We start from the raw sequence: 13,408 nt of genomic DNA on the forward strand, positions 1-13,408 counted from the left end.
GGCGGGCAGGCCGGGGGTATCGGGTGCGGAATTGGGTGCGGACTGGGGTGCGGATCGGGGGACGGATTGGGGGGCGCGTGCGTAGCGCTGGCGCTCCATGTCCAAAAGCCAGTCGTGCAGGGCCTTGGCGGCCGTGGCGTCGTCCTGGCCCCAGCGGTCCATGACCTGGGCTGCCAGCGCGCGCGGGGGCAGGCTGGCATCGGCATCCAGGCCGATGCGGCGCAGCCGGGCGCGGGTCTTGTCCATCAGGCGCAGCCATTCATCGCGGCTGTTGCGCTGGGCGCGGGCCATCCAGGCCAGCCAGGCCAGAGCGGCCACGCCGGCCAGCGCGCCCAGCAGGCGCAGCATGTCCACCCACGATGGCGACTGCACGCCCAGGTTCTTGAGCAGGTCCAGTTGGCGGCTTTGCGTGTAGTTGAGCACCCACTGGTTCCAGCCGTTGTTGACGGCCTCCCACACGGCGCGCATCTGCTGCAGCATGCCCACGCCCACGAAGTTGCCCACGGCGCCCGCAATGGCACCCTGGGGCGCGCGCAGGCGCTGGAACTCGCCCACGCGCGACGGGGCCACGGCGCCGGTGGGGTCGATGCGCACCCAGCCCTCGTCCTCCAGCCAGACCTCGGTCCAGGCGTGGGCGTCGGCGTTGCGCACGGTCCAGTAGCCATCGACAGGGTTGCGCTCGCCGCCCTGGTAGCCGGTGACGATGCGGGCAGGCACGCCCATGCCGCGCATCAGCACGGCGAAGGCCGAGGCGATGTGCTCGCAGAATCCCTCTTTGCTGTCGAACCAGAAATCATCGGCCGTGTGCACGCTGTCCACCACGCCGGGCTCCAGCGTGTAGGTGTAGCCGCCCGTGCGCAGGCGCGCCAGCGCGGCCTGTACCCAGGCGCGGGGCGGGGCGTCGGCCAGTTGCGGGTCGGCGCGCATCTGGCGGGCCAGCTCCAGCGTGCGCGGGTTGCTGCCTTCGGGCAGCTGGGTGTAGCGGCGCAGGGCGCGCGTGGGCTGCCGCGGCCCGTAGCTGAACTGCACATGGCTTTGGGCGCTGATGCGCACCACGTCGGTGATGGGGCGCCAGGTCAGCCATTGCAGCTGGGGCGTCATGCGGGCGCTGCCCATGCCCGGGGGCAACTCGGGAGCCCTGGCCGCGGCGTCCAGCAGGGGCAGCCAGGGGCGGCGGCTGGGCTCGATGGTCATCTGGTAGCTCACGCCCTCGCCGGAGACGCGCAACTGCGCGTCCTCCAGAACGGCCTCCGTGTCCATCTGCCATTCCTGCCCGTCAAAGCGCGACAGAACGGGCCCCCGGAAATACAGGGTGTTGGCAGGCGGAGGAGCACCATCGGGCGTATCGAAACGCAGGCGCAGGGCCACGTTTTCGTCCAGCACCAGCGAGGCCATGGAGCCCACGCGCATGTTTTCCGACAGGCCGCTGCGGCCGGCCAGGTCGTTGCTGGGCACACCCCACAGCGGCGCCATGCGCGGGAAGAACAGGAACAGCGCCACCATGACCGGCGTACCCCACAGCGCCAGCAGGGCTGCCGTGCGCAGCGCCTGCGTCAGCGGCGGGCGGCCGGCGGTCATGTGGGCATTGACCAGGGCCGTGAGCAGGCCCAGCAGGCCCAGCACCATGGCCAGGGCCAGCAGCAGGGATTGCGAGTAGAAGAAGTTGGCCAGCAGCGCGAAGAAGCCCAGGAAGAACACCACCATGGCATCGCGCCGGGCGCGCAGCTCCAGCGTCTTGAGCGCCAGCAGCAGCACGATCAGGGTCACGCCCGCATCGCGCCCGATAAAGGTGCCGTGCGAGACCCAGGTGGCGCCCACGGCCAGCAGCAGCAGTCCACCCAGCACCCAGCGGCCGGGCAGGGGCTGGCCGCGCCAGGCCAGCAGGCCGCGCCACAGCAGCAGGCCGGCCACGAAGACCATGGTCCACCAGGGCGTGTGGGCGGCCTGGGGCATCAGCACCCAGGCGACCACGGCCAGCAGGAACAGGGTGTCGCGCGCATCGCGCGGCAGGGCGGCCAGGCGCTGGCGCCAGGGGGCCGCGGGCTGCGCAATGGCTTGGAAGGAGGAGGGCATGGACGTGCGATTCATGGGCAGGCCGCCAGGGCTTCCAGGCAGAGCGTGGCGTGGGCCGCGCCCTGGTCGGGTGCGATCTCGCGGCCGTCGGGCAGGCGCAGGCCCCAGGTCAGGTCCTGCTGGCGCGCGACCAGCACCCAGGCGGTCAGGCGGCTGAGGCGGGCCTCGGGGTCGGCCAGGCCGGTGGCCTTGGCGTCCAGCCACAGGCGGTGCTGCTGGGACAGCGGGCGGTCGCGGCTCACCAGCTGGTCACTGCCCGTGGCAAAGGCCTGGGCAGCCTTTTTCCAGACCACCAGCTTGAGCGCATCACCGCGCCGGTAGGCACGCACACCATCGAACTCGTCGCCGTGGCGCGTGGAGGCCGCGCTGCGTCCGCCGGCATCGGCACTGGCCGCAGGCAGGGGCGGGGGATTGTGTTCGGGCGCCGGGTAGATCCAGGCCTGGGTCTGCGCGCGCCACAGCGCCCAGACGCGGAAGGTGCCCAGCGGGTAGCGTGTGGCCGCCGTGATCGTGGGCAGCGATTGCAGGCCCCGGCGCAGTGGCGTGAAAGCCAGTTGCGCCGTGGTGCTGCCCTGTGCCGGGACATCGATCCAGGTCCAGTCGGTGGCCGCTGCATCGCCCTGCACGGCCAGGCCTATGCCCCAACGCGTGCTGCGGCGCGTGTTGTGCAGCACCACGTCGAAGCGGCAGGGCCGGCCGGCAAAGCTGCCGGCCGGCGGCTGCAGGTGCAGCGCCAGGCCGCGCAGATTGCCGTGGCCGACCACCATGCCCGCTGCCGCGCTGCCGGCCAGCAGGAACGTCAGCAGATAACCCAGGTTGAGCTGGTAGTTGATGGCGGCCACCAGCAGCACGCACAGCGTCAGCGCCAGGGCCCAGCCTGCACGCGACGGCATGATGTAGACATTGCGCTGTGTCAGCTTCAGGCTGTCCGTGCGTGGCAGGCGGGCATGCCACCACTGGCGCACGCGCCGCGCGGGAGACCAGCGCTGGCGCAGCGATGCCCCCGGCTGGGGGGCGCCGGGCGAAGACGCGGGGGCGGCCGGCATCAGCGCAGCGCCACGGCGTCCAGCATGGCGCGCACCTGCTCCACGGCGCCCCGGCCGGAGGAGCCTATGGGCACCAGGCGGTGGGCCGCCGTCTGCGGCAGGATGGCCTGCACATCGTCGGGCGCCACGTAGTCGCGCCCTTCCATCAGAGCCACGGCCCGGGCCGCGCGCAGCAGCGCAATGCCCGCGCGAGGCGACAGGCCCTGCACGAACCACTGGCCCGAGCGCGTGGCTTCCAGCAGGTCCTGCACATAGTCGAGCAGGGCATCGCTGGCATGCACCTGGAGCACGGCAGCCTGCAGGTCCTGCAGCTCCTGCGTGGTCAGCAGCGGTGCCAGCGCGTCGGCCTGGGCGCGCCGGCCATTGCCGGACAGCAGGGATCGCTCGGCCGCGCGGTCGGGATAGCCCAGGCTGATGCGCATCAGAAAGCGGTCCAGCTGGCTTTCGGGCAGCGGGAAGGTGCCCAGCTGTTCCTGCGGGTTCTGGGTAGCGATCACGAAGAAGGGCTCGGGCAGGCGGTGCGTGCGGCCCTCGGCCGAGACCTGTCGTTCCTCCATGGCTTCGAGCAGTGCGCTCTGCGTCTTGGGGCTGGCGCGGTTGATCTCGTCGGCCAGCAGCACCTGGGCGAAAACGGGGCCCGGGTGGAAGACAAAGGTCTCGCTGGCGCGCTCGTAGATGGACACGCCGGTGAGGTCGCTGGGCATGAGGTCGGCCGTGAACTGCACGCGCGAGAACTGCAGCCCGAAGCTGTGTGCCAGCGCATGCGCCAGCGTGGTCTTGCCCACGCCGGGAACGTCTTCCAGCAGCAGGTGTCCCCCGGCCAGCAGGCAGGCCACACTGTCGCGGACCTGAGCCGGTTTCCCTACAACCACCGTGTTAAGCTGATCCAGAAGCGCCTTGATCTTGTGTGTTGCTTGCATGGCGCGACGTTATCCTAAAAAAAACATCGCGGAGACATCACTGTGGGCAAGACGGGTTATTTCACCCATAGGGAGTGCTGGCGGCATGAGATGGGGCCGGGGCACCCGGAATGCCCGGCCCGGCTCGACGCCATCGAGGACCGGCTGCTGGTGACCGGCGTGGCCGATGCGCTGGAGCGGCACGAGGCCCCCCAGGCCTCGCTGGCCGATATCGAACTGGCCCATGACCGCATGCATGTGGCCGCGCTGCAGGGCTTGACACAGCGCCTGGTCGAGGAGCAGCAGGCCGGCGGCCCCGAGTACTCCCAGATCGATACCGACACCTCCATCAACAGCCATACCTTCTCGGCCGCCCTGCATGCGGCCGGCGCCGCGCTGGCGGCCACCGATGCGGTGATGGCCGGCGAGCTGGAGAACGCCTTTTGCGCCGTGCGCCCGCCGGGCCACCATGCCACGCGCCACCAGGCCATGGGCTTTTGCTTCTTCAACAACGTGGCCGTGGGCGTGAAGTACGCGCTCAGCCGCCACCACCTCAAGCGCGTGGCCGTGATCGATTTCGACGTGCACCACGGCAACGGCACGGAGGACATCCTCTCCGGCGACGACCGCGTGCTCATGTGCGGCATCTTCCAGCACCCGTTCTACCCCTTCAGCGGCGACCAGCATCCGGCCGCCAACATGGTCAACGTGCCGGTGGCCGCCTATACCAAGGGCATGGACATCCGCGAGATCGTCGAGATGATGTGGATCCCGCGCCTGGAGGCCTTCAAGCCCGAGCTGATCTTCATCAGCGCCGGCTTCGACGCCCACCGCGAGGACGACATGGGCCAGCTGGGCATGACCGAGCAGGACTTCACCTGGATCACCTCGCGCATCAAGGACATCGCGCGGCGCTTTTCCAAGGGGCGCATCGTCTCCTGCCTGGAAGGCGGCTATGTGATGGGGCCGCTTGCGCGCAGCGTGGAAGCGCACGTGCGCGTGCTGGCCGACCTCTGAACCGGATCTGGAGCACCATGAACGCGAGCACCCATCCTTCTGAAGCCAGCCCCCTGCTCGACATGCAGCGCGACGCGCGCGGCGTCGTGCGGCTCACGCTCAACGACCCGCAGCGCTTCAATGCCCTGGGCGAGCAGATGCTCACGCAGCTGCAGCAGGCGCTGGACGACGTGGCGCGCGACGAGTCCGTGCGCGTGGTCGTGCTGGCTGCGGCCGGAAAGGCTTATTGCGCCGGACACAACCTCAAGGACATGGCGGCCCATCCGCAGCTGGACTACTACCAGAAGCTGTTTGCCCAGTGCAGCCGCATGATGCTGTCCATCCACCGGCTGCCCGTTCCCGTGATTGCGCGCGTGCACGGCATTGCCACGGCGGCGGGCTGCCAGCTCGTGGCCCAGTGCGATCTGGCCGTTGCTGCGCAGGCGGCACGCTTTGCCACCAGCGGCATCCACTATGGCCTGTTCTGCGCCACCCCCAGCGTGCCGCTGGTGCGCAACGTGCCGGCCAAGCAGGCCATGGAGATGCTGCTCACGGGCGACTTCATCGACGCGCAGCAGGCGCTGGACCAAGGCCTGGTCAACCGCGTGGTGGCCGAGGAGGCGCTGGACGATGCCGTCGAGCACTTCGTGCAGTCCATCGTCAGCAAGCCCCGTGCGGCCGTGGCCATGGGCAAGGCGCTGGTCTACCGGCAGCGCGAGATGGGCATCGAGGCGGCCTACCAATTGGCCGGCCAGACCATGGCCGCCAACATGATGGATGCCGACGCCCAGGAGGGCGCCCAGGCCTTCGCCGCCAAGCGCGAACCGGCCTGGAAGACGGGCCGCTGACCGACCTGCATGTAGGTCCCGGTCCGGTCGGCCTGTCCTGGATCTGCGCGATGATGGCGGCCTGCGCCCTTGCGGCGGAACGGCCCTGACCCATGGACATCTTCGACAAGCTCATCAACGACTTCCAAAGCTCCAGCGCCTGGCTGGAGTTCTCCGTGCTCATCGCCTGCCTGCTGCTGGCCTACGGCGCCATGCGCGGCCTGCATGCGCGCTACGGCCATCTGAACGATGGAAAGCCCTCCGTATGGATAGGCCGCCATGCGCTCGATGGCGCCCTGTTCCCGCTGCTGGCGCTGGTGCTGGTCTTCACCAGCCAGGAGATCCTGGCGCGGTTTTCCACGGTGTTCTGGCTGCGCGTGGCCGTGTCGCTGCTGGTGTCCCTGTCGGTGATCCGCTTCGTGGCGCGGGTGCTCAGCCGGACCTTCCCCCACTCCACCGTGGTGCGCCTGATCGAGCGCATCTTCTCCTGGCTGGCCTGGGGCGCGGCCGTGCTGCACAGCATCGGCCTGCTGCCACAGGTCATGGAGGAGCTGGAGGCCCTGCAGTTCAACATCGGCAAGACGCCGGTCAGCCTGCTCAACCTGATCGAGGGCACGCTGTCGGCGGGCCTGATGATGGTGGCCGTGCTGTGGGTGGCAACGCTGTTCGAGCAGAAGGTCATCAACCAGTGGGTCAGCGACCTGTCCATGCGCAAGGTGGCCATGAACATCACGCGCAGCGTGCTGATCCTGGTGGGCCTGCTGGTGTCGCTGTCCATGGTGGGCGTGGACCTGACGGCGCTGTCCGTCATGGGCGGCGCCATCGGCGTGGGCCTGGGTTTCGGCATGCAGAAGATCGCCTCCAACTATGTGAGCGGCTTTCTGGTGCTGATCGAGCGCGCGCTGCGCATCGGCGACAACGTGCGCGTGGATGGCTTCGAGGGCCGCATCACCGACATCCGCACGCGCTACACCATCATCCGCGCGCTCAACGGCCGCGAATCCATCGTGCCCAACGAGACGCTGATCACCCAGCGTGTGGAGAACCTCACCGGATTCGACGTCAAGTTCGGCCTGTCCACCAATATCGTCGTGGGCATGGACAGCGATGTGGAGCAGGTGCGCGGCATCCTGCTCGATGCCGCAGCCGCGCAGCCGCGCGTGCTCAAGACGCCCGCGCCTTCGGTGGCACTGGTCGACTTCGTCGAGCAGGGGCTGCAGTTCAGTCTCAGCTACTACATCAACGACCCGCAAAATGGCCAGGGCAATGTGCGCTCCGAGGTGAACCTCGCCGTGCTGCGCGGCCTGCGTGCCGCGGGCGTGAGCCTGCCGGTCCCCAAGCAGGTGGTACAGATCACCGAACGCGGGGGCGTGGTGGCTCAGGCAGCAGAGAAAAGCAGCTAGGATTATTCCTAGGTGCATACCCTGAGTTCAGGCTGTTCCCCCGCAGTAAATCTCAAGGGTCGTGCTTAAAATGGCACGATCGTTCTTTTTTGTGAGCGCGCATGCGGCCCTCGGTCGTCAGGGAAACCTGCCGCAGCTGCTGCAGCGCCGCATACAATGATTTCGGTTTACGTAAACGTCAATCTATCAATCAATCAGGAGCCGCTGCAATGAAGGTTTTGGTCCCGGTCAAGCGCGTGGTGGACTACAACGTGAAGGTCCGCGTGAAGTCGGACGGCACGGGCGTGGACATCGCCAACGTCAAGATGAGCATGAACCCCTTTGACGAAATCGCCGTCGAAGAAGCCGTTCGCCTCAAGGAAAAGGGCGTGGCCACCGAAGTCATCGCCGTCTCCTGCGGCGTGGCCCAGTGCCAGGAAACCCTGCGCACGGCCATGGCCATCGGTGCCGACCGCGGCATCCTGGTGGAGACCACCGAGGAGCTGCAGCCCCTGGCCGTCGCCAAGCTGCTCAAGGCGCTGGTGGACAAGGAACAACCCGGCCTGATCATCCTGGGCAAGCAGGCCATCGACGACGACGCCAACCAGACCGGCCAGATGCTGGCGGCCCTGGCCGACCTGCCGCAAGCCACCTTCGCCTCCAAGGTCGAAGTCGCTGGCGACAAGGTGAATGTCACGCGTGAAGTGGACGGCGGCCTGGAAACCCTGGCCCTGAGCCTGCCGGCCGTCATCACCACCGACCTGCGCCTGAACGAGCCGCGCTACGTCACGCTGCCCAACATCATGAAGGCCAAGAAAAAGCAGCTGGACACCGTCAAGCCTGAAGAGCTGGGCGTCGATGTGGCCCCGCGCCTGAAGACGCTCAAGGTGGCCGAGCCCGCCAAGCGCGGCGCTGGCGTGAAGGTGCCGGACGTTGCCACGCTGGTGTCCAAGCTCAAGAACGAAGCCAAAGTGATCTAAGGAAGACAGCGACATGACATCCCTCGTTATTGCAGAACACGACAACGCTTCCATCAAGAGCGCCACGCTCAACACCGTCACTGCAGCCCTGGCCTGCGGCGGCGACGTGCATGTGCTGGTGGCGGGCGAGAATGCCGGCGCCGCTGCGCAGGCCGCTGCCCAGATCGCTGGCGTGTCCAAGGTCATCCACGCCGACGGCGCCAGCCTGAAGGACGGCCTGGCCGAGAACATCGCGGCGCAAGTGCTGGCGATTGCTTCGAACTACAGCCACATCCTGTTCCCCGCCACCGCCAGCGGCAAGAACGCCGCGCCGCGCGTGGCCGCCAAGCTGGACGTGGCCCAGATCAGCGACATCACCAAGGTGGACAGCGCCGACACCTTCGAGCGCCCCATCTACGCAGGCAACGCCATTGCCACGGTGCAAAGCAGCGACAAGATCAAGGTCATCACCGTGCGCGGCACGGGCTTTGACGCAGCGGCCACCACGGGCGGCAGCGCCCAGGTGGAGCAGCTGGCAGCCGCTGGCGACAACGGCAAGAGCAGCTTCGTGGGCCGCGAGGTCACCAAGAACGACCGCCCGGAACTGACGGCTGCCAAGATCATCGTCTCCGGCGGCCGCGCGCTGGGCAGCAGCGAGAAGTTCCAGGAAGTCATCACCCCGCTGGCCGACAAGCTGGGTGCCGCCATCGGTGCTTCGCGCGCCGCGGTGGACGCAGGCTATGCGCCCAATGACCTGCAGGTCGGCCAGACCGGCAAGATCGTCGCGCCCCAGCTGTACATCGCCCTGGGCATCTCGGGCGCCATCCAGCATTTGGCCGGCATGAAGGACTCCAAGGTGATCGTGGCGATCAACAAGGACCCCGAGGCACCGATCTTCTCGGTGGCCGACTACGGCCTGGAGGCCGACCTGTTCCAGGCCGTGCCGGAACTGGTGCAGGCGCTGTAAGCGGCTGAAGCTGAAAAATGAGGGGCACAGGCCCCTCTTTTTCCGTCATGGATTCCGGGATGGTCCGCTGGTCACGGCGCGCACCACCGACTACAACAACGGACTTGGCCGCCAGCCGGTGCTGGCGATGGCATGAACCGAGAGGGAGATTGAAATGAAGATGATGCGCTTGCGCCTGGCCCGCACGGCCGTGGCCTTTGTCTGTGGCGCCATGGCGCTGGCCGCCGAGGCCAATGCCTGGGTGGTGGGGCAGGTGGCACCCATGTCGGGAGCCGGTGCGACGCAGGGCCGTGCCTATGCCCAGGGCATGCGCCTGTACTTCGACCAGATCAACAAGGCCGGCGGCGTGCAGGGTCAGCCCGTGCAACTGGTCACCGTGGACGATGTGGGCCACCCCGAGGAAACCGTGGACAAGACCCGCAAGCTGCTGGACGAGTCCAAGCCCGTGGTGCTGGCCGGCTACTTCGGCAACCGCAACATGGCGGCGCTGCTGGACAGCAAGCTGCTCGACCAGTCGCAGATCTCCCTCGTGGGCTACCAGAGCACGGACACGCGGGTGCTGAGCAATCCCCAGATCTTCAGCACGCGCGCCAACCTGCCCGAGGAAATGGCCAAGATCGCCTCGCACCTAGCCACCGTGGGCATTACGCGCCTGGCCCTGCTGCATGACGAACGCCCGGATGCCAAGGCCGTGGCGGAACTCGTGGACAAGGCGATTGCACCTTCCAAGGCCAAGCTGGTGGTCAGCGCCTCGCTGAGCACGGGCAAGGGTGCCATGGACAAGGCCGTGTCCCAGTTGCAAAAGGCCCAGCCTTCGGCGCAGGCCGTGATGGTGGTGGCCTCCAGCCCCGTGACCTCGGCCTTTGTCGAGGCGTACCGCATGGCGGGTGGCACGGCCCAGATCTACGCCACGTCCGAAGCCGATATCGAGCAACTGGCCAAGCGCCTGCCCGTGGAGTTCATGAGCGGCCTGTCCATTGCCCAGGTCGTGCCCAGTCCCTACAAGGTGACCATGCGCCTGAACAAGGAGTTCAGGGACGCGGCTACCGCTGCCGGCAAGTCGCTGACCGTGCCGGTCAGCTACGCCATGATGGAAGGCTATGTGAACGCCCGCGTCATCGTAGAGGCCATGCGCCGCACCCAGCCGCTGACGCGCGACAAGCTGGCCGCTTCGCTGCGCGGCCTGGACGCCTTCGATCTGGGCGGCTACTGGGTTACCTATCGTCCGGGCTCGCAGGCGGGCTCGAAATTCGTGGATTTGTCCATCGTCAACGCATCGGGCCGCGTCACGCAATAACGCAGCAATGCAGTAGTGCCGTAGCGGCGTGCCCGCTGTCCCAGGTCGCCGCGCGCTGCGCGCCGGCGGTCCAGGCTCTGTTCAGGAAGGTTCAACAATGACTTACTCGGCTCCCCTCAAAGACATGCTGTTCGCCATGGAGCATCTGGCGCAGATCGACCAGGTGGCGCAGTTGCCCGGTTTCGAGGAGGCTGGCCTGGAGACGGCCCAGGCCGTGCTGGAGGAATGCGCCAAGCTGTGCGAAGGCGTGGTGGCGCCGCTGAACCTGCCGGGCGACGTGGCGCCTTCCAGCCTCAAGGACGGCGTGGTCACCACCACGGCGGGCTTCAAGCAGGCCTTTCGCCAGTACGCCGAAGGCGGCTGGCAGGGGCTGCAGCATCCGCAGGATTTTGGCGGCCAGGGCCTGCCCAAGACGATTGGCGCGGCCTGTGTGGAGATGCTCAACAGCGCCAACCTGAGCTTTGCGCTGTGCCCGCTGCTGACCGATGGCGCCATCGAGGCCCTGCTCACGGCCGGCAGCGATGAGCTCAAGGCCACCTATCTCGAGAAGCTGGTGACCGGCGAGTGGACCGGCACCATGAACCTGACCGAGCCCCAGGCCGGCTCCGACCTGGCCCTGGTGCGCACCAAGGCCGATCCGCAGCCCGATGGCAGCTACAAGGTCTTCGGCACCAAGATCTTCATCACCTATGGCGAGCACGACATGGCCGAGAACATCGTCCATCTGGTGCTGGCCCGCGTGGCCGGGGCGCCCGAGGGCGTCAAGGGCATCAGCCTGTTCGTGGTGCCCAAGTTCCTGGTCAACAAGGATGGCTCGCTGGGCGCGCGCAACGATGTGCACTGCGTGAGCATCGAGCACAAGATGGGGATCAAGGCCTCGCCCACGGCCGTGCTGCAGTACGGCGACAACGGCGGGGCCATCGGTTACCTGGTGGGCGAGGAAAACCGCGGCCTCGAATACATGTTCATCATGATGAACGCGGCCCGCTACGCCGTGGGCGTGCAGGGCATTGCCGTGGCCGAGCGCGCCTACCAGCATGCCGTGGCCTATGCCCGCGAGCGTGTGCAAAGCCGCCCCGTGGACGGCAGCGTCAAGGCCAGCGCCACCATCATCCACCACCCCGATGTGCGCCGCATGCTCATGACCATGCGTGCCTACACCGAGGGCTGCCGCGCCATGGCGGCCACGGCTGCCGCGGCCTACGACGCATCCCACCACCATGCCGACGCCCAGGTGCGCGAGGCCAATGCGGCCTTCTATGAATTCATGGTGCCCCTGGTCAAGGGCTACAGCACCGAGATGAGCCTGGAGGTCACCAGCCTGGGCGTGCAGGTGCACGGCGGCATGGGCTTCATCGAGGAGACGGGCGCCGCCCAGTACTACCGCGACGCCAAGATCCTGACCATCTACGAAGGCACGACCGCCATCCAGGCCAATGACCTGGTGGGCCGCAAGACGGCGCGCGATGGCGGCCAGACCGCGCTGGCCATTGCGGGCCAGATCGAGAAGACCGAGGCCGAGCTGGCCGCCAGCGGCACGCCCGAGGCACTGGCCGTGGCCCGCCAACTGGCCGCTGCGCGCCAGGCCTTCGTGGAGGCGGTGCACTTCGTCTCGGGCCAGGCCAAGGCCGAGCCCAATGCCGTGTACGCCGGCAGCGTTCCCTATCTGATGCTGGCGGGCAACCTCGTCGCAGGCTGGCAGATGGGCCGCGCCCTGCTGGTGGCCGAGCAGCTGTTGCACAAGGGACAGGACGCGGCCTTCATGCGCGCGAAGATTGCGACGGCGCGCTTTTATGCCGAGCACATCCTCGTCAAGGCGGCGGGCCTGCGCGATGCCATCGTGCACGGCGGCGACAGCGTGATGGCACTGCCCATGGACGCCTTCTGACCCGGCGCTTGCGCACGGCACAACGCAGACAAAGACACCGAGAACCAACGGAGACAACGCATGTCCAAGCTTCCCCCGGCGCTGAAGAAACTGGCCCTGCCAGTGATCGGCTCGCCGCTGTTCATCATCAGCAACCCCAAGCTCGTGATCGCCCAGTGCCAGGCCGGCATCGTGGGCTCCATGCCCGCGCTCAACGCGCGCCCGGCCGAGCAGCTCGAAGACTGGCTGGCCGAGATCACCGAGACCCTGGCCGCCTGGGACAAGGCCCATCCAGACCGGCCCTCGGCGCCGTTCGCCATCAACCAGATCGTGCACAAGAGCAATGACCGGCTCGAGCACGACATGCAGATGTGCGCCAAGTACAAGGTGCCCATCGTCATCACCAGCCTGGGTGCGCGCGAGGACGTGAACCAGGCCGTGCACAGCTGGGGCGGCGTGGTGCTGCACGACATCATCAACAACAAGTTCGCGCACAAGGCCATCGAAAAGGGGGCCGACGGCCTGATCGCCGTGGCGGCGGGCGCGGGCGGCCATGCGGGTGTCAAGAGCCCGTTCGCGCTGATCCAGGAAATCCGCGAATGGTTCGACGGCCCCGTGGCGCTGTCGGGCTCCATCGCCTCGGGCGGTGCCATCCTGGCGGCCCAGGCCATGGGTGCGGACTTCGCCTATATCGGCTCGGCCTTCATTGCCACGCATGAGGCGCGTGCGCACGACGCCTACAAGCAGGCCATCGTGGACGGCACCTCCGACGACATCGTCTACAGCAACCTGTTCACGGGCGTGCACGGCAACTACCTGGCGCCGTCCATCCGTGCGGCAGGCCTGGACCCCGACAACCTGCCCGAGTCGGACCCCAGCAAGATGAACTTCGGCGGCGACGCCAAGAAGGCCTGGAAGGACATCTGGGGCTGCGGCCAGGGCATTGGCGCCATCCGCGAAGTCACGGGTGCGGGCGAGCTGGTGGAGCGTCTCAAGCGCGAATACAACCAGGCGCGCGACCGCCTGCTGTCCACCCCGTAAGGTCGGGGAGCCCAGGACGGGCTCTTCTCCTACCCTGCCAGACGGCGCCTTCGG

The 13,408-nt window shown here is 67.8% G+C and carries 11 protein-coding genes; 8 read left to right on the forward strand and 3 right to left on the reverse strand.

Annotated features, from left to right (window positions below; genetic code table 11):
• From BW39_RS19980 to BW39_RS19990, 3 genes are all read right to left on the reverse strand, one after another.
• Window positions 1-2,088, reverse strand: a 2,088-nt coding sequence (locus BW39_RS19980) for a transglutaminase family protein (protein ID WP_043823851.1), incomplete at its 3' end; no start/stop codon positions are given.
• Window positions 2,085-3,119, reverse strand: a complete 1,035-nt coding sequence (locus BW39_RS19985; protein WP_043823852.1) for a DUF58 domain-containing protein — start codon at window positions 3,117-3,119, stop codon at window positions 2,085-2,087. The genes BW39_RS19980 and BW39_RS19985, both read right to left, overlap by 4 nt.
• Window positions 3,119-4,039, reverse strand: a complete 921-nt coding sequence (locus BW39_RS19990) for an AAA family ATPase (RefSeq protein ID WP_013803463.1) — start codon at window positions 4,037-4,039, stop codon at window positions 3,119-3,121. The genes BW39_RS19985 and BW39_RS19990 overlap by 1 nt, the downstream gene beginning before the upstream one ends.
• A 42-nt stretch (window positions 4,040-4,081) precedes the next feature.
• Between BW39_RS19990 and BW39_RS19995 the strand changes: the two genes are divergently transcribed.
• The 8 genes from BW39_RS19995 to BW39_RS20030 all read left to right on the forward strand — a co-directional run bounded on the left by BW39_RS19995 (window position 4,082) and on the right by BW39_RS20030 (window position 13,354).
• Entirely contained in the window at window positions 4,082-5,035 is a 954-nt protein-coding gene (locus tag BW39_RS19995) for a histone deacetylase family protein (RefSeq protein WP_012204307.1), read from the forward strand.
• A gap of 17 nt (window positions 5,036-5,052) precedes the next feature.
• Complete coding sequence (locus BW39_RS20000; protein ID WP_043823853.1) at window positions 5,053-5,862, forward strand: enoyl-CoA hydratase; 810 nt, start codon at window positions 5,053-5,055, stop codon at window positions 5,860-5,862.
• Between the two features lie 92 nt (window positions 5,863-5,954).
• Window positions 5,955-7,244 (forward strand): mechanosensitive ion channel family protein, encoded by a 1,290-nt coding sequence (locus tag BW39_RS20005; protein WP_013803461.1) that lies wholly within the window; start codon window positions 5,955-5,957, stop codon window positions 7,242-7,244.
• Window positions 7,245-7,453: 209 nt separating this feature from the next.
• Complete coding sequence (locus BW39_RS20010; RefSeq protein ID WP_012204310.1) at window positions 7,454-8,203, forward strand: electron transfer flavoprotein subunit beta/FixA family protein; 750 nt, start codon at window positions 7,454-7,456, stop codon at window positions 8,201-8,203.
• Window positions 8,204-8,216: 13 nt separating this feature from the next.
• Window positions 8,217-9,149, forward strand: a complete 933-nt coding sequence (locus BW39_RS20015) for an electron transfer flavoprotein subunit alpha/FixB family protein (RefSeq protein ID WP_013803459.1) — start codon at window positions 8,217-8,219, stop codon at window positions 9,147-9,149.
• Between the two features lie 154 nt (window positions 9,150-9,303).
• A complete protein-coding gene (locus tag BW39_RS20020; protein WP_013803458.1) occupies window positions 9,304-10,446 on the forward strand; it encodes an ABC transporter substrate-binding protein in 1,143 nt (380 codons plus the stop codon).
• A 97-nt stretch (window positions 10,447-10,543) separates the two neighbouring features.
• Window positions 10,544-12,334: an acyl-CoA dehydrogenase gene (locus BW39_RS20025; protein ID WP_034391468.1), complete on the forward strand. Its 1,791-nt coding sequence runs from the start codon at window positions 10,544-10,546 to the stop codon at window positions 12,332-12,334.
• Window positions 12,335-12,394: 60 nt separating this feature from the next.
• A complete protein-coding gene (locus tag BW39_RS20030) occupies window positions 12,395-13,354 on the forward strand; it encodes an NAD(P)H-dependent flavin oxidoreductase (protein WP_012204314.1) in 960 nt (319 codons plus the stop codon).
• Window positions 13,355-13,408 lie beyond the last annotated feature (54 nt).

This window comes from Delftia sp. RIT313 (genome assembly GCF_000632165.1).
GTDB lineage: Bacteria > Pseudomonadota > Gammaproteobacteria > Burkholderiales > Burkholderiaceae_C > Comamonas > Comamonas acidovorans.